The sequence below is a fragment of the Streptomyces sp. JJ38 genome, from assembly GCF_019303475.1.
In the GTDB taxonomy this organism is placed as follows: Bacteria; Actinomycetota; Actinomycetes; order Streptomycetales; family Streptomycetaceae; genus Streptomyces.
The window spans coordinates 36,646-51,321 of sequence record NZ_JABLSI010000020.1 but is presented as its reverse complement, the minus strand read 5'-3'; the positions used below and the strand labels follow the sequence as shown (position 1 = coordinate 51,321).

The window sequence follows — 14,676 nt, the reverse complement described above, 5'->3', positions numbered from 1 at the left end:
GCCGCCGGGGCCGCTCGGCGGAACGCCGGGCCGATCCTCCCTCCTTCGGATGAATATCGGGCCCGGCGCAGGCTCGCAACCGGGTCCCGGAACCGGCACCACCGATCCTCGGCAGTGGTTCACCGGCCCGCGTCCCCCGCCGTCACCGGCCACCGCGGCCCCCGGGGAGCCAGCCAGCCAAGCCACAGAAGAAGGAGACCCCACCATGCGACGCATGGCGAAGACCGCGGCGATGCTCGCGGCAGCCACCGCCGTCATCCTCACCGGCGCGGGCACCGCCTCGGCCGACGCGGAAGCCGAGGGCGCGGCCGTCGGCTCCCCGGGCGTGCTCTCGGGCAACGTCGTCCAGATCCCCATCCACACGCAGCTCAACATCTGCGGCAACAGCGTGAACCTCCTCGGGGCGCTGAACCCCGCGGCCGGCAACCTCTGCGTCAACGACTGACACCGTCGAGGACGCCGGGGCACCAGACCGCCGTGCACCGGCCCGGCACCGTGCTCCGATCCCACCGCGAGGCCGGGCCCCCGACACCCTCGGGGCCCGGCCTCCGCGGCGTCTCACAGACCTCCGGCGACCCGCAGGATCGCGCCCGTGGTGTAGGAGGCCTCGGGGGACAGCAGCCAGGCCACGGCTCCCGCGACCTCCTCCGGCTGGCCCGGCCGGCGCATGGGGACCCGCTCCGGCCGCCGCCACGGCCGCTCCGGGTCGCCCATCGCGGCGTGGATGTCCGTGACGATCATCCCCGGCTGGACGGCGTTCACCCGCACCCCGTCCTCGGCCTGTTCCTTGGCCAGCCCGACCGTCAGCGCGTCGAGCGCCGCCTTGCTCGCGGCGTAGTGGACGTACTCGCCCGGCCCGCCCAACGTGGCCGCGCCTGAGGAGATGTTGACGATCGCGCCGCCGGGGCCGCCGTACCGCCGCGACATCACCGACACCGCCCGCCGCGCGCAGTACAGCGCGCCCAGCACGTTGACCTCGACGACCCGGCGCATCGCCTCGGTGGAGGTCTCGGTCACCCGGCCGAGGGGGCCGGTGACGCCGGCGTTGTTCACCAGCCCCGTGACGGGCCCGAGCCGTTCGGCCACCGTGTCGAACAGGGTGTCCACCTCCGCCTCCACCGTGGTGTCCACCCGGACCGCGACGGCCCGCCCGCCCGCCTCCCGCACGGCCGCGACCGTCTGTTCGGCCGCCTCCCGCGCGTGGACGAACCCGACCCCCACGTGGTGTCCGGAGACGGCCAGCCGCCGGGCGACGGCCGCCCCGATACCCCGGCTGCCGCCGGTGACCACGGTGACCTGCTGCGTCATGCTGCTCTCCTCGCCCGTCGGCGCCCCCGCGCCGCCCGGCCAGGACGCTATCCCACCGGTTCCGGGGCACTGGGTGACACACCACCCGGGGCCGATTGGTCTTGACCAACCTGGTGCCGCGTCCTAGTGTCACCAGGCATACGCAACAAGCTTTAAAAAAGAACCGGGTGAAAAACCGGCGCAGACGCGGCGATTGGGGAGGCCAGGGTGGGGACCACACAGGTGGAAGCGGTACCGGAACCGAAGTACTGGCACCTGAGGACGGTGCTGTCCGAGGCGCTCGACTCCGAGTTCGCCGTGGGGCAGATTCTTCCCAACGAACGGGAACTGGCAGCCCGTTACGGAGTCGCCCGGGCCACGCTCCGCCAGGCCCTGGAGCAGCTGGAGCTGGAGGGGCGCCTACAGCGGCGGCGCGGTGTGGGCACCACGGTGGCACCACCCCGCATGGGTGTGGACGTCGCGCCGGGCGCCGACGCCTGGGCGGGCCGGTCCGGCGACGCGTGGCGAACGGAGGGGTGCACGCTCACCGCGCCCCCCGCCGCCGTCGCCGCGCTGCTCGGCGAGCATGGGAGCGGCCCCTGCCACACCGTGCGCCGGGTGCGCACCGAGCACGGCCAGCCCGTGGCGACGGAGATCCTGTACGTCACGCCCGCCCTCACCGGTGAGCTTCCCGAGGAGGGCGCGGAGCGAGGCGCCGCCGTCCTGGCCGCCCTCCACGGCCGACAGGTGGAGCGCTCCGAGCGTTCGGTAGAGCTGGGTTCGGCCCGGGCGGACGACGCCCGCCGCCTCGACCGGCTCCCCGGCGCCCCTGTCCTCGTCGTCACCACCCGCTACCTCGTGCGGGGCGCGACCGTCGCGGTCACCGTGGCCACCTACCGGGCCGACACCTGCCGCCTGGTCTTCGGTGACCTCCCGGGCGGCGAGCTCCTGGCGGGCTGAGGGCCGACGCCCCGCCCGCGGGCCGGTGCCTACGCGGGCCCGGCCTGCACCGAGAACAGCTGCTCCTCGACGTGGTCGAGCGCCAGCCGCAGGGCCCCGACGGGCACGGCACTCTCACCCAGCACCGACAGCTCGACCCTCGGCGGCCGCAGGCAGTAGCGTTCCAGCTCCGCCCGCAGCGGCGCGAGGACGCCGTCGAGCCCGGCCGCCCAGCCGCCGATCACCACCAGCTCCGGATCCAGCGCCAGCACCAGCGCCGCCACGTCGTGCACCAGCCGCCGGACGAACCGGTCGACGGCCCGCCGCGCCTGCTCGTCGCCGTCCCCGGCCCGCCGGAACACCCGGGCGACCGCCGCCTCGTCCAGCGGGTGCAGCGGCTCCTCGCCCGTGGACAGCAGCCGCTCCGGCGCCGCCTCCCGGCCCAGCAGGTGCAGCGCCCCGATCTCGCCCGCCGCGCCCCCGTACCCCCGGTGCAGCCGCCCGCCGATGAGCGAGCCGGCCCCGGGGCTGAGGCCGGCCAGCACCATCACGACGTCCTCGCAGCCCTCGGCGACCCCCTGCCAGCGCTCGGCGAGCACGGCCGCGTTGGCGTCGTTCTCCACCAGCACCGGGCACCGGAACGACCGCCGCAGCCGCTCGGCCAGCGGCAGACCCGTCCAGCCCGGCAGCGCGGTGCACAGCCGCACACTGCCGTCGGACCGGACGATCCCGGGCGTTCCCACACCCACCGCGCGCAGCGTCGAGCGGGCCACCTCGCTGCGGCGCAGCAGCTCCGACACGACGGAACGGACCCGCTCCAGCCGCTCGTCGGCGTCGGAGGTCTCGTGCACCGGCCGCTCCGCGCGGCCCACGATCCCGCCGGTGAGGTCGGACAGCACCGCCGACACCCGGTGCGGGCCGATCTCCACGCCCAGCAGATGCCCCGCTTCGGCCCGGAAGCGGTAACGGCGGGCCGGCCGGCCCTGCCGGCGCGCGGTCGCGACGTCCGCGGCCTCGGTGACGAGGCCGGCGGTCACCAGGCCGTCGACGACGCCCTCGACCGTGGGCCGCGACAGCCCCGTCTCGCCGACCAGTTCGGTCAGCGTCGGAGGGCCCTCGGCGCCGCGCAGCGCGCGCAGCACGACGGCGGAGTTGATCCTGCGCAGCAGCGACGGGTCTCCGCCGGTCAGCCTGGCCACAGTCGCCTCCCCGCACCGAGCGTGTGGCCCGGATGGTATCCGCCTGCGCACGTCACGACGAAGCCGCCGCGGTGCGGCAACGGACGCGGGCCGCGGTCAGAGAATGTCCCCCGGGGTGTAGGCGGCGGCCTCAGGGTGCTTGCGCGTGATGTCCTCGATCTGCGCGACGACGGCCGCGACCTGGTCCTCGGCGGCGCCGGTGAACGCCAGACGGTCGGCCATCAGCTCCTCCAGCCCCGGCCGGTCGAGGGGGATGCGCGCGTCGGCCGCGAGCCGGTCCAGGAGCTCGTTGCGCTCCCCGCCGGCCCGCAGGGCCAGGGCGGAGGCGACGGCGTGCTCCTTGATGGCCTCGTGTGCCGTCTCGCGGCCCACACCGGCGCGGACGGCGGCCATGAGCACCTTGGTCGTCGCCAGGAACGGCAGGTAGCGGTCCAGCTCCCGGGCCACGACGGCCGGGAAGGCGCCGAACTCGTCCAGGACCGTCAGGAAGGTCTCCAGCATGCCGTCGAACGCGAAGAACGCGTCCGGCAGCGCGACCCGGCGCACCACCGAGCAGGAGACGTCGCCCTCGTTCCACTGGTCGCCGGCCAGCTCTCCGGCCATCGAGGCGTAGCCGCGCAGGATCACGGCCAGCCCGTTCACCCGCTCGCACGAGCGGGTGTTCATCTTGTGCGGCATCGCCGAGGACCCGACCTGGCCCTCCTTGAAGCCCTCCGTCACCAGCTCCTGCCCGGCCATGAGCCGGATCGTCTTGGCGAGGGAGGACGGCGCCGCGGCGAGCTGCACCAGCGCGCTGACGACGTCGTAGTCCAGCGAGCGCGGGTAGACCTGACCGACCGAGGTGAAGTTCCGTCCGAAGCCCAGGTGGACAGCGATCCGCCGCTCCAGCTCCGCCAGCTTGGCCGTGTCTCCGCCGAGCAGGTCCAGCATGTCCTGGGAGGTGCCGACCGGGCCCTTCACGCCGCGCAGCGGGTACCGGCCGAGGAGGTCCTCCAGCCGCGCGTAGGCCACCAGCAGCTCGTCGGCCGCCGTCGCGAACCGCTTGCCGAGCGTCGTGGCCTGGGCGGCCACGTTGTGCGAACGGCCCGCCATCACCAGGGCGGCGTGCTCACCGGCCAGCTTGCCGAGCCGGGCCAGCAGGGCCACGGTGCGGTCGCGCACCAGCTCCAGCGAGAGCCGGATCTGGAGCTGCTCGACGTTCTCCGTCAGGTCGCGGGACGTCATGCCCTTGTGAACCTGCTCGTGCCCGGCCAGCGCGTTGAACTCCTCGATGCGCGCCTTCACGTCGTGCCGGGTGACCTGCTCCCGGCGGGCGATCGAGATGAGGTCGACGTCCTCCAGAACGCGCTCGTAGTCGGCCAGCGCGGCCTCCGGCACGTCGACGCCCAGGTCCCGCTGAGCCCGCAGCACGGCCAGCCACAGCCGGCGCTCCAGGGTCACCTTGTACTCCGGAGACCACAGGAGCGCCAACCGCGCGGACGCGTAGCGGTTGGCGAGGACGTTCGGGATGCGCGGCTTGTCAGTCACGCTCCCGCATTCTACGGGGTGTCCTCGCAGGCCAGCGGCGTGAGGTCGGGACGCTTGGGCAGCAGCCCGTCCCCGGAGGACCGGCCGGTCAGGCGCCGTCCGATCCAGGGCGCCAAGTGCTCCCGGGCGAACCGCAGATCGGCGCGGCGCCGCAGGTGCCAGGCCGGCGGTTCCGACGGAGGCAGCGGCTCGTCCCAGTCGCACTCGGCCGGGTGACCCAGCCGCTGCCAGACGGCCTCCGCCACCCGCCGGTGCCCCTCGGCCGTCAGATGCAGCCGGTCGTCGGCCCACAGCCGGGGATCACTGAGCGAGCGGGCGGCGTACAGGTCCACCACCAGCGCGCCGTGTCGTTCGGCCAGGTCGTCGATGAAGCCGAACAGCGTCTCCATCCGCGTCCGGTAGCGTTCCAGCACCGGTCCCTGCCGCCCGGGGCTGCGCATCAGCACCAGCCGCCCGCACGCGGGGGCCAGCCGCTCCACCGACTGCTCCAGCAGCCCGCACACCCGTTCCATGTCGCACGAGGGCCGCAGGACGTCGTTCAGGCCACCGACGAGTGTGACGAGGTCGGCCTCCATCGCGGCCGCCCGGGCCACCTGGTCCTCGGCGATCTGGCCGATGAGCTTGCCCCGCACGGCCAGGTTGGCGTAGCGGAAGCCGTCGGTACGCGCGGCCAGCCGGTCCGCGAGCCGGTCCGCCCACCCCCGGTAGCCCCCGCCGGGGCCGTGATCGGACATGCCCTCGGTGAACGAGTCCCCCAGGGCGACGAAGCTGCTGATCTGCGGTGCGGTCTCCATGGCCGCGTCATCGTATCCGGCCTTCCTGACCGGCCCCGGACCCGCCTCCGCCGTGGCGGGGCCGGCTCACCGGGCCGGATGGCGGCCCATCAGCTCCCGCAGCACGCCCCCGAGGGTGACCAGTCCGACGGTGCGCCCGTCGGCCTCGACGACCACCGCCAGGTGGGTGCTCCGGCCGCGCAGGGCGGCGAGCACGTCGTCCAGCGGCGTCCCGGCTCCCACGCGGGCGATGGGCCGCAGGGCCGAGCGGGGGAAGGGCGCGTCCGGCGCCGGTGCGTCCAGCGCGTCCTTCACGTGCAGGTAGCCCAGCGTGCGCCCCGCGGCGTCGAGGACCGGGAACCGCGAGTAGCCGGAGGTCGCGCTGAGCCGCTCCAGCTCCTCGGCGGTGACGCCCATCGGGGCCGAGACCACCCGCGCGCCGGGCCGCACCACCTCCGACACCGGACGCCGGCCCAGGTCGAGGGCGTCCCGCAACCGGGCTGTGGCCCGGTCGTCCAGCAGCCCGGCCGCACCGGAGTCGGTCACGATGCGTGCCAGGTCGTCGTCGGAGAACGTCGACTCCACCTCGCTGCGCGGCTCCACGCGCAGCAGCCGCAGCAGCGCGTTGGCCAGGGCGTTGATGCCGAAGATCACCGGGCGCAGCGCCCGGGTCAGGGCCACCAGCGGAGGCCCCAGCAGCAGTGCCGTGCGCTCCGGTTCGGCGAGCGCGATGTTCTTCGGCACCATCTCGCCGAACAGCATGTGCAGATAGGTGGCCAGGGTCAGCGCGACCACGAAGGAGATCGTGTGGCTCGCCCCTTCCGGAACCCCGGCGGCGTGGAAGGCCGGGGCGAGCAGATGCTCGATGGCCGGTTCGACCACGATGCCCAGCACCAGGGTCGTCAGCGTGATGCCGAGCTGGGCCGTGGCCATCAGCTGGGCCACGTGCTCGAGCCCCCACAGCACGCGCCGGGCCCGGCGGTCGCCCGCGTGCGCACGCGGCTCGATCTGGCTGCGCCGCACCGAGATGAGCGAGAACTCGCCGCCGACGAAGAAGGCGTTCGCCGTGATCATCAGCAGGCCCACGCACAGTTGCAGGAACGTCATCCGCCGGCCTGCCCCTCGCGGTCCCCGGGCTGGTCCGGTCGGCGGCGGAGCGTGCCCGAGGGCGCCCGCAGGCGTACCCGGTCCGCCCGTCGGCCGGCCGCGTCGACCACCTCGACGCGCCAGCCCGCCACCTCGATCGCGTCACCGACGGACGGAATGTGCCCGAGCTCCGTGGCGATCAGACCCGCCAGGGTCTCGAACGGCCCCTCGGGCAGCAGGAGCCCGATCGCCTCCAGCTCGTCGGCCCGCGTCGAGCCGCCGGCCTCGTAGAGGGCGCGGCCGACGGCGTCCCGGCCGGCGGGGGCGAGCTCGGGCGCGGCCTGCGGATCGTGCTCGTCCCGCACCTCGCCCACGACCTCCTCCAGGATGTCCTCCACCGTGAGGACGCCCGCCGTGCCCCCGTACTCGTCGATGACGACGGCGAGGCTGCGCCGCTCGGAGAGCCGGTCGAGCACCCGGTCGGCGGGCAGCGACTCCGGCACCAGCAGCGGCTCGCGGGCGAGCCCCGCCACCGTCCGCCCGGGCCGCTCGGCGGCGGGCACGGCCAGGACGTCCTTGATGTGGACGACCCCCACCACGGTGTCCAGGCTCTCCCGGTAGACCGGGAAGCGGGACAGCCCGGTGGCCCGGGTGGCGGTGGCCACGTCCAGGGCCGTGGCCCGCTCCTCCAGGGCGTGCACCCGTACCCGGGGCGTCATCACGTTCTCCGCCGTGAGCTCGGCCAGTCGTAGACTGCGGACGAACAGCTCGGCGGTGTCGGCCTCCAGCACGCCCTCCTCGGCCGAGTGCCGGGCCAGTGCCACCAGTTCCTGCGGGGAACGCGCGGAGGCCAGTTCCTCGGTCGGCCGCAGGCCCATGGCGTGCAGCGTGCGGTTCGCGGTGTTGTTCAGGTGCCGGATGAACGGCCGGAACGCCGCGGAGAACGCGCGCTGCGGCGGGCCGACGCGCCGGGCCATCGCCAGCGGACGCGAGATCGCCCAGTTCTTCGGCACCAGCTCGCCGACCACCATCAGGACGACGGTCGAGACGGCCGTACCCAGGGCCAGCGCGGTGGAGGACGCGGCCCGCGGGGGCAGCCCGGCGGCCTCGACGGGGCCCCGCAGCAGGGTGGCGACCGAGGGCTCCGCGAGCATGCCGATGAGCAGGCTGGTCAGCGTGATGCCGAGCTGCGCGCCGGAGAGCTGGAAGGTCAGCGACCGGACGGCGGCCAGCGCCCCGGCCGCGCCGGGCTCGCGCTCCGCCGCGGCCCGCTCCAGCAGCCCGCGCTCCACCGTCGTCAGGGAGAACTCGGCGGCCACGAAGACGCCGCAGGCGAGCGTCAGCAGCAGTGCCACCCCGAGCAGCAGGACCTCGGTCATCGCCTCGGCCCCGACGTGTGGAACCGGCCGGCCGCACGGCGGGCTCGGCACCGCGGACCCGGAGGTTCGTCCATGGCGGGACGCCGCCCCCCTTCCTCACGGTCGTGGGCTGGTGGTCCCAGCGTACGAGCCGAAGGGGGAGCGCACCTCCTCAGCGGGCGCGGCCCAGCGGGCCGGCGGCCCGGGCGCGTGCGGCCCGGTGAGCCTCAGGGCGGCTCACAGGTGTTTGACCCAGCGGCTCCACTGCTGCTCCCGCGCGTATCCCGCCGACGTCCAGGCCTGGTGGGCCGACTCGTTGCGGTCCAGCACCATCGCGTCGCCGCGCCGGCCGCCCAGCTCGGCGAAGCGCTTCTCCGCCGCGGCCAGCAGCAGTGTGGAGATGCCCTGCCGTCGGTGGGCCGGGTGGACCGCGAGCCGGTAGAGGTGACAGCGCCAGCCGTCGAAGCCCGCGATGACGGTGCCGACGAGTTCCCCGCCCCGCTCGGCCAGGAGGAGCGCCTGCGGGTCGCGCTCGATCAGCGCGGTGACCCCGGACCGGTCGTCGCTGATGCTGACGCCCTCGGCGGCCACGCCCCAGAAGGCCAGCACCGCCTCGGCGTCCGCGATCCGGGCCGTGCGGACGCGCACCTCGTCACCGTGACTGCCCATACCTCGCATCCCAGCACTCCGCCGCCGCGATGTCGAGCCCGGCCGGTGCCGTCCCGCTCCCGCGGCCTTCCCCTACTAGTGCGAAAGCGCTAGCGTGGCGGCATGGCCAAGACACAGCTCAACGTCCGGGTGGACGAGGCGACGGCCGAGACGGCGCGTCGCCAGGCGCTGCAGCGCGGGGTGAGCGTCAACCGCTACATCGAGGAACTCGTCCAGCGGGACGCCGGGGAGGTGGGCCACACCTTCGTCGACGCCGCGGCCGACTTCATGAAGCAGTACGAGGCCGTCTTCGCCGACGAGTTCCCCGAACCTCTGGATCCGGGCCGGGAGCGGGGGAGCCGGCCGCGTACGTGAGCCTGCACATCGAACTCGCGTGGCTGCTCATCGTCGCCGAGGAACAGACGCCGGGAGATCCGCGGATCACCGACTACGGCGCCCTGGTCGCCGCCGTCAGCCGGCACGGCGCCACCGTCTTCGGCCGCCCCGTCTACGCCGACGCCGCCGACCGGGCGGCGGCCCTCCTGCAGCTCCTGCTGCACGTCCCGGCCCTGGAGCGGTACAACGCCATGTACGCCAGCGCCGTCGCCTACGCCTACCTCGTCGCCAGCGGGCTGAAGGTCACGACGTCCCCCGAACAGATACGGGACCTCGCCCGCCTGGTGAAGGACGGCACGGCCGACGTCGCCGCGATCGCCGAGGAGCTGCGCGGCTGGACCCGCTGAGCCGCCGCCTCCGCTGAGCCCGCCGCCCCGGCACCGCCGCGTGCCTCCCGGCGGCCTCAGCCGTCCCCGTGCGGGAGGCTGAACCCGCCCCCACCGAGTTCCGGCGCCAGCCAGCCGGGAGCCGCGGCCCGGAACCCGGGCCCCGTGAGCGCACCCGCCCCCTGCGGCACCAGCCCCAGCAGTGGTGCCCGGGCCGATACGGGCAGATCCGCCAGGTTGCAGTACGCCGCCAGGTCCGGTACCGCCGGCCAGGAGCCGACGACCACGCCCGGGCAGGCCAGCCCACGGGCCCGCAGCGCCTCGGCCGTGAGCGCCGTCGCGTTCAGCGTGCCCAGCCCCGCCGCCGCCACCAGGAGCACCGGAGCGTCCAGGAGCCGCGCGGCGTCGGCCAGTGTCGCTCCCGCCGCGTCGAACCGGACGAGCAGCCCGCCGGCCCCCTCCACCAGCACCAGGTCGTGTTCGGCCGCCAGCTTCCCGGCCGCCTCGGCGATCTCGGGCGGGGAGAGGTACGGCAGCCCGGCCCGCCGGGCCGCCGTCTCGGGGGCCAGCGGTTCGGGGTAGCGGGCCAGCTCGACGCCCGTCACCGCGTCCCCGGCCAGTCGCCGGACCTCGGCCACGTCCCCGGGCTCCCCGGGAGCCACCCCCGTCTGCGCGGGCTTGAGCACGGCGACGCTGCGGCCCGCGCCCACCGCGCAGGCCGCCAGCGCCGCCACGGTCACCGTCTTGCCGATCTCCGTCCCGGTGCCGGACACGAACCAGACCGTCATCGGCCACTCCCCGCGGCCGCGGCGGCGCACACCGCCGCGCAGATCCGGGACACGTCCTCGTCCCCGGTCACGTACGGCGGCATCGTGTAGACCATGTCCCTGAAGGGGCGCAACCACACGCCGTGCTCCACCGCCGCCCGGGTCGCCGCCGCCATGTCGACCTCCCGGTCGAGCTGGACGACGCCGATCGCCCCCAGCACGCGGACCTCCCGCACGCCGGGCGCCCCCGCCGCGGGCGCCAGCCCCTCGCGCAGGCCCGACTCGATGCGCGCCACCTCACCGGCCCAGTCCTGGGCCAGCAGCAGCTCCACGGAGGCGTCCGCCACGGCGGCGGCCAGCGGGTTGGCCATGAACGTCGGACCGTGCGCCAGCACCGGCACCTCGCCCTCGGAGATCCCGCGGGCCACCTCGCTCGTGCACAGCGTCGCCGCCATCGTCAGATAGCCGCCGGTCAGCGCCTTGCCCACGCACAGCACGTCCGGGCTGATCCCGGCGTGGTCCGCGGCGAAGAAGGCACCGGTCCGGCCGAAGCCGGTGGCGATCTCGTCCAAGACGAGCAGGACCCCGTGCTCGTCGCAGGCCTCACGCAGCACCCTCAGGTACTCCGGGGAGTGGAAGCGCATGCCGCCCGCGCCCTGTACCACCGGCTCGACGATCACGGCGGCCAGCTCGTCCGCGTGCTCGGCGACCATCGTGCGCAGCCGCCGGACGTACCCGTCGTCCGGCTCGGCCTCGAAGCCCGGCGGCGGCGCCGGAGCGAAGACCTGCCGCGGCAGGAGCCCCGACCACAGGTGGTGCATCCCGCCGTCCGGGTCGCACACGGACATCGGTGTCCAGGTGTCGCCGTGGTATCCGCCACGCCAGGTCAGCAGCCGCTGTTTGCGCGGCCGGCCGAGCGAACGCCAGTACTGCAGGCACATCTTGACGGCCACCTCGACCGACACGGAGCCCGAGTCGGCGAGGAAGACGTGCTCCAGGCCCTCCGGCGACACGTCGACGAGCCGCTTGGCCAGCCGGACCCCGGGCTCGTGGGTGAGCCCGCCGAACATCACGTGGCTCATGCGGTCCAGCTGCGCCCGCGCCGCCTCGTTGAGCACCGGGTGGTTGTAGCCGTGGACCGCCGACCACCACGAGGACATGCCGTCCACGAGCTCGCGGTGTCCGGCGACGGGCTCCATCAGCCGCAGGCGCACCCCGGCCGCCGACTCGACGGCCAGGGGCGCCTCGCGCCCGGGCATGGGCCCGTACGGGTGCCACACGTGCTGCCGGTCCAGCGCCAGCAGCCGGCCTTGGGGGAGCGGCTCAGGCATTGGGCGGCAGGTCGGTCCCGGCCCCCCGGCGCCGCACGGCGACCAGGTCCGTGCGCGCGACCCCGGCCTCGGCCTCCTCGCCCGCCGTGACGCCCGCGGGGACGGTCTCGGCGGCCGCGGCCTCCGGCTCGGCACCGGCGTCGCCGCAGGGGGCGCAGCCGCCACCGCCGCCCGAACCGCAGCCGCCGGCCGCGAGCGCGTCGGCCCGGTGCTCGGGCAGGGTCGTGGTGTCGGCGCCCTCCACCTCGAAGCCGGCGTCCTCGATCATCTCCAGGTCCGCCTTGCCGGCCTGGCCCTCACTGGTCAGGTAGTCGCCGAGGAAGATCGAGTTCGCCAGGTGCAGCGCGAGCGGCTGCATCGACCGCAGGTGCACCTCGCGGCCCGCGGCCAGCCGCACCTCGACGTCCGGGCAGACGAAGCGGACCATGGCGAGGATGCGCAGCACCCGCTGCGGCGTCAGGTGCCACTCCTTGGCCAGCGGCGTGCCCTCGAACGGGATCAGGAAGTTGACCGGCACGGAGTCCGGGTCGAGCTCGCGCAGGGAGAAGACCACGTCCACCAGGTCGGCGTCCGTCTCGCCCATCCCCGCGATCAGCCCCGAGCACGCGGACATGCCCGCGGCCTGGGCCTGCTGGACGGTCTCGACGCGGTCGGCGTAGGTGTGGGTCGTCGTGATGTCGGCGTAGGTGGCCTCGGAGGTGTTGAGGTTGTGGTTGTAGGCGTCCGCCCCGGCCTCGCGCAGCCGGGCGGCCTGGCCGTCGGAGAGCAGCCCCAGGCAGGCGCACACCTCGACGCCCTCGTGCTGCTCCTTGATGGCCGCGATCGTCTCCGACACCCGGTCCACGTCGCGGTCGGTCGGCCCGCGGCCACTGGCCACCAGACAGACCCGCTTGGCGCCACCGGCCAGCCCCGCCTGGGCCGCCTCCGCGGCCTGGTCGGGCTTGAGCCAGGTGTACTTGAGGATCTCGGCCTTCGAGCCCAGCCGTTGCGAGCAGTACGAGCAGTCCTCCGGGCACAGGCCCGACTTGAGGTTCACCAGGTAGTTGAGCTTCACCCGCCGCCCGAACCAGTGGCGGCGTACCTTGCCCGCCGCGGCCACCACATCGAGCAGTTCGTCATCTGAGGTCGCCAGCACCGCGAGCGCTTCCTCGCGCGTCGGCAGCTCGCGCCGCAGCCCCTTGTCCACCAGCGTGTTCAGCAGGTCCATGGCGCGCATCCTCGCTCACGGACAAGCCTCGGGCCAAGGAGAGGTGACACAAGACGGGCCGATCGGGGTGTGTGGATTACCACACGACGTACCCGCGGCCCTCCCGTTAGGTTCGGGGGAACCGACGAGCGAGGAGTATCCGGCGCATGTCCGACGACCCCTTCGCGTGGCTCGAAGCGGCCCGCGAGCAGCGCAGGAGTGCCGGGCTGGTCCGCACGCTGCGACCCCGCCCCCCGGAAGGCCGGCTCCTGGACCTGGCCGGAAACGACTACCTGGGCTTCGCCCGCGACCCCCGGGTGACCACCGCCGCGGGCGAGGCGGCGCGCCGCTGGGGCGCGGGCGCCACCGGGTCCCGGCTCGTCAGCGGCTCGACCGAGCTGCACGCCGAGCTGGAGGCCGAACTCGCCGCCTTCTGCGGCTTCGAGGCCGCGCTCGTGTTCTCCTCCGGCTACGCCGCCAACCTCGCGGCCGTCACCGCCCTCGCGCCGCCCGGAGGCCTGCTCGTCTCGGACGCCGCCAACCACGCCTCCCTCATCGACGGCTGCCGACTGGCCCGCGCCGAGACCGTCGTCGCCCCGCACGCGGACCCGCAGGCCGTCGCCAAGGTGCTCGCCGACCGCACCGGGCCGGGCCTCGCCGTCACCGACGCCGTGTTCTCGGTCGACGGGGACGCCGCTCCCCTCGCCGGGCTGCACCGGGTGTGCCGGGAGGCCGGGGCCGGTCTCCTCGTCGACGACGCGCACGGGCTCGGCGTCCTGGGCGAGGGCGGCCGCGGCACGCTCGACGCCGCCGGGCTGTCCGGGGCTCCGGGGACCGTCGCGACGCTCACCCTCTCCAAGTCCCTGGGCAGCCAGGGCGGCGCCGTCCTGGGCCCGGCCGCGGTGATCGAGCATCTGACGAACGCGGCGCGCACGTTCATCTTCGACACCGGGCTCGCACCGGCTGCGGCCGGGGCGGCACTGGCCGCGCTGCGCCTCCTGCGCGCCGAACCGCGACGGGCGCGGCGCGTGCGCGAGGTCGCCCTCGCGCTGTACGAGGGGTTCACCGCGGCGGGCCTGACCGCCAGGCGGCCGGAGGCCGCCGTCGTCTCCGTGCGGGCTCCGTCGCCCCAGGCGGCACTTCAGTGGGCCGCCGACTGCCGCGCGGCCGGGCTCGCGGTGGGCTGCTTCCGGCCCCCCTCGGTGCCGGACGGCGTCTCCCGGCTGCGGCTCACCGCCCGGGCCGACCTCAGCGACGCGCAGGTCGCTCAGGCCTTGCGCTCCGTGGTGTCCTGCGCGCCCGAGGGCGCCTGAGCCGGGTCCCGGGCCAGACCGGCCCGCGTCCGCGTGTGGGCCGACCGCACGTGCCAGGGCAGCAGGAGCCACAGGCCGACGCAGGCCAGCAGCGTGGCGCTGGCCGCGGTGAGGCCCGCGGCCCGGCCGAGCACGAAGTCGACGACCAGCAGCACGGCCCCGGTGAGCGCGAGGCCGAGTACCGCGAGACCGGCCGCCGCCAGCCGGGCGGAGACGTCCACCACGCGGCGCTTGGCCCCGCGCCGGAAGAGCCGCCGGTGGACGACGGCGGGCGCGGTGAAGAGCAGGACGGTCAGGGCGGCCAGCAGCAGCGTGGTGATGTAGGTGCCGCGCTGGAAGTCGTCGAGCTCCGGGAAGCGCGGGGTGAAGGCCAGGGTGAGCAGGAAGGCGAACAGGATCTGAACCCCGGTCTGGATCACCCGCAGCTCCTGGAGGAGCTCCCCGAAGTTGCGGTCGTCACGTTCCAGCGGTGTCTCGTTGCGGGCTCCGTGGTGCACTTCCATGTTCAACGCCTGACCGCTGAGCCCGGATGTAGTCCTC

At 74.8% G+C, this 14,676-nt stretch carries 16 protein-coding genes; 5 read left to right on the top strand and 11 right to left on the bottom strand.

Going from position 1 to position 14,676, the window contains the following annotated elements; all coding sequences use genetic code 11:
- Window positions 1-214: 214 nt before the first annotated feature.
- On the top strand, window positions 215-445 hold the full coding sequence (locus HPT28_RS13795) for a chaplin (protein WP_374226962.1): 231 nt from the start codon (window positions 215-217) through the stop codon (window positions 443-445).
- Between the two features lie 113 nt (window positions 446-558).
- On the opposite strand, the gene HPT28_RS13790 is transcribed toward HPT28_RS13795, so the two are convergent.
- A complete protein-coding gene (locus tag HPT28_RS13790) occupies window positions 559-1,308 on the bottom strand; it encodes an SDR family oxidoreductase (RefSeq protein ID WP_219091352.1) in 750 nt (249 codons plus the stop codon).
- Between the two features lie 207 nt (window positions 1,309-1,515).
- On the opposite strand from HPT28_RS13790, the gene HPT28_RS13785 reads away from it, so the two are divergent.
- A complete protein-coding gene (locus tag HPT28_RS13785) occupies window positions 1,516-2,247 on the top strand; it encodes a GntR family transcriptional regulator (protein WP_219091351.1) in 732 nt (243 codons plus the stop codon).
- 29 nt (window positions 2,248-2,276) lie between these two features.
- Here HPT28_RS13785 and HPT28_RS13780 read toward each other — a convergent pair whose 3' ends face one another.
- The 6 genes from HPT28_RS13780 to HPT28_RS13755 form a co-directional block, all read right to left on the bottom strand.
- Window positions 2,277-3,425 (bottom strand): ROK family transcriptional regulator, encoded by a 1,149-nt coding sequence (locus tag HPT28_RS13780; RefSeq protein ID WP_219091350.1) that lies wholly within the window; start codon window positions 3,423-3,425, stop codon window positions 2,277-2,279.
- A 96-nt stretch (window positions 3,426-3,521) separates the two neighbouring features.
- Window positions 3,522-4,952, bottom strand: a complete 1,431-nt coding sequence (purB, locus tag HPT28_RS13775; RefSeq protein ID WP_219091349.1) for an adenylosuccinate lyase — start codon at window positions 4,950-4,952, stop codon at window positions 3,522-3,524.
- Between the two features lie 11 nt (window positions 4,953-4,963).
- Window positions 4,964-5,746, bottom strand: coding sequence for an SGNH/GDSL hydrolase family protein (locus HPT28_RS13770; protein WP_219091348.1), 783 nt, complete (start codon window positions 5,744-5,746; stop codon window positions 4,964-4,966).
- 66 nt (window positions 5,747-5,812) lie between these two features.
- The gene (locus HPT28_RS13765) at window positions 5,813-6,832 is read right to left on the bottom strand and encodes a hemolysin family protein (RefSeq protein WP_219091347.1); all 1,020 of its coding nucleotides are present in this window, start codon (window positions 6,830-6,832) and stop codon (window positions 5,813-5,815) included.
- A complete protein-coding gene (locus tag HPT28_RS13760) occupies window positions 6,829-8,190 on the bottom strand; it encodes a hemolysin family protein (protein ID WP_219091346.1) in 1,362 nt (453 codons plus the stop codon). Before HPT28_RS13760 ends, HPT28_RS13765 begins: the two co-directional genes overlap by 4 nt.
- Before the next feature lie 216 nt (window positions 8,191-8,406).
- Window positions 8,407-8,838, bottom strand: a complete 432-nt coding sequence (locus HPT28_RS13755) for a GNAT family N-acetyltransferase (protein ID WP_374226961.1) — start codon at window positions 8,836-8,838, stop codon at window positions 8,407-8,409.
- A 102-nt stretch (window positions 8,839-8,940) separates the two neighbouring features.
- On the opposite strand from HPT28_RS13755, the gene HPT28_RS13750 reads away from it, so the two are divergent.
- Together HPT28_RS13750 and HPT28_RS13745 are read left to right on the top strand one after the other, a co-directional pair.
- A complete protein-coding gene (locus tag HPT28_RS13750) occupies window positions 8,941-9,192 on the top strand; it encodes a toxin-antitoxin system HicB family antitoxin (RefSeq protein ID WP_219091344.1) in 252 nt (83 codons plus the stop codon).
- Window positions 9,189-9,560, top strand: coding sequence for a fic family toxin-antitoxin system, toxin component (locus HPT28_RS13745; RefSeq protein ID WP_219091343.1), 372 nt, complete (start codon window positions 9,189-9,191; stop codon window positions 9,558-9,560). The genes HPT28_RS13750 and HPT28_RS13745 overlap by 4 nt, the downstream gene beginning before the upstream one ends.
- A 56-nt stretch (window positions 9,561-9,616) precedes the next feature.
- Here HPT28_RS13745 and bioD read toward each other — a convergent pair whose 3' ends face one another.
- The 3 genes from bioD to bioB are packed head-to-tail and all read right to left on the bottom strand — an operon-like array spanning window position 9,617 to window position 12,844.
- Window positions 9,617-10,327 carry a dethiobiotin synthase gene (gene bioD / locus HPT28_RS13740; RefSeq protein WP_219091342.1) on the bottom strand — a complete coding sequence of 237 codons (711 nt, stop codon included), beginning with the start codon at window positions 10,325-10,327 and terminating at the stop codon, window positions 9,617-9,619.
- The gene (locus tag HPT28_RS13735; RefSeq protein WP_219091341.1) at window positions 10,324-11,637 is read right to left on the bottom strand and encodes an adenosylmethionine--8-amino-7-oxononanoate transaminase; all 1,314 of its coding nucleotides are present in this window, start codon (window positions 11,635-11,637) and stop codon (window positions 10,324-10,326) included. The genes bioD and HPT28_RS13735 overlap by 4 nt, the downstream gene beginning before the upstream one ends.
- A complete protein-coding gene (gene bioB, locus HPT28_RS13730; protein WP_219091340.1) occupies window positions 11,630-12,844 on the bottom strand; it encodes a biotin synthase BioB in 1,215 nt (404 codons plus the stop codon). The genes HPT28_RS13735 and bioB overlap by 8 nt, the downstream gene beginning before the upstream one ends.
- 146 nt (window positions 12,845-12,990) lie before the next feature.
- Here bioB and HPT28_RS13725 point away from each other — a divergent pair, with 146 nt between their 5' ends.
- The gene (locus HPT28_RS13725) at window positions 12,991-14,136 is read left to right on the top strand and encodes an 8-amino-7-oxononanoate synthase (protein WP_219091339.1); all 1,146 of its coding nucleotides are present in this window, start codon (window positions 12,991-12,993) and stop codon (window positions 14,134-14,136) included.
- Here the strand turns inward: HPT28_RS13725 and HPT28_RS13720 are convergent.
- Window positions 14,091-14,639: a DUF6328 family protein gene (locus HPT28_RS13720; RefSeq protein WP_219091338.1), complete on the bottom strand. Its 549-nt coding sequence runs from the start codon at window positions 14,637-14,639 to the stop codon at window positions 14,091-14,093. The two genes, HPT28_RS13725 and HPT28_RS13720, sit on opposite strands and share 46 nt — an antisense overlap.
- Between the last annotated feature and the right edge of the window lie 37 nt (window positions 14,640-14,676).

Coding starts and splice junctions, on each gene's coding strand:
- HPT28_RS13760 (WP_219091346.1), bottom strand. CDS start 8,190: ATGACCGAGGTCCTGCTGCTCGGGGTGGCACTGCTGCTGACGCTCGCC.
- HPT28_RS13735 (WP_219091341.1), bottom strand. CDS start 11,637: ATGCCTGAGCCGCTCCCCCAAGGCCGGCTGCTGGCGCTGGACCGGCAG.
- bioB (WP_219091340.1), bottom strand. CDS start 12,844: ATGGACCTGCTGAACACGCTGGTGGACAAGGGGCTGCGGCGCGAGCTG.
- HPT28_RS13795 (WP_374226962.1), top strand. CDS start 215: ATGGCGAAGACCGCGGCGATGCTCGCGGCAGCCACCGCCGTCATCCTC.
- bioD (WP_219091342.1), bottom strand. CDS start 10,327: ATGACGGTCTGGTTCGTGTCCGGCACCGGGACGGAGATCGGCAAGACG.
- HPT28_RS13750 (WP_219091344.1), top strand. CDS start 8,941: ATGGCCAAGACACAGCTCAACGTCCGGGTGGACGAGGCGACGGCCGAG.
- HPT28_RS13770 (WP_219091348.1), bottom strand. CDS start 5,746: ATGGAGACCGCACCGCAGATCAGCAGCTTCGTCGCCCTGGGGGACTCG.
- HPT28_RS13755 (WP_374226961.1), bottom strand. CDS start 8,838: ATGGGCAGTCACGGTGACGAGGTGCGCGTCCGCACGGCCCGGATCGCG.
- HPT28_RS13725 (WP_219091339.1), top strand. CDS start 12,991: ATGTCCGACGACCCCTTCGCGTGGCTCGAAGCGGCCCGCGAGCAGCGC.
- HPT28_RS13790 (WP_219091352.1), bottom strand. CDS start 1,308: ATGACGCAGCAGGTCACCGTGGTCACCGGCGGCAGCCGGGGTATCGGG.
- HPT28_RS13765 (WP_219091347.1), bottom strand. CDS start 6,832: ATGACGTTCCTGCAACTGTGCGTGGGCCTGCTGATGATCACGGCGAAC.
- HPT28_RS13720 (WP_219091338.1), bottom strand. CDS start 14,639: ATGGAAGTGCACCACGGAGCCCGCAACGAGACACCGCTGGAACGTGAC.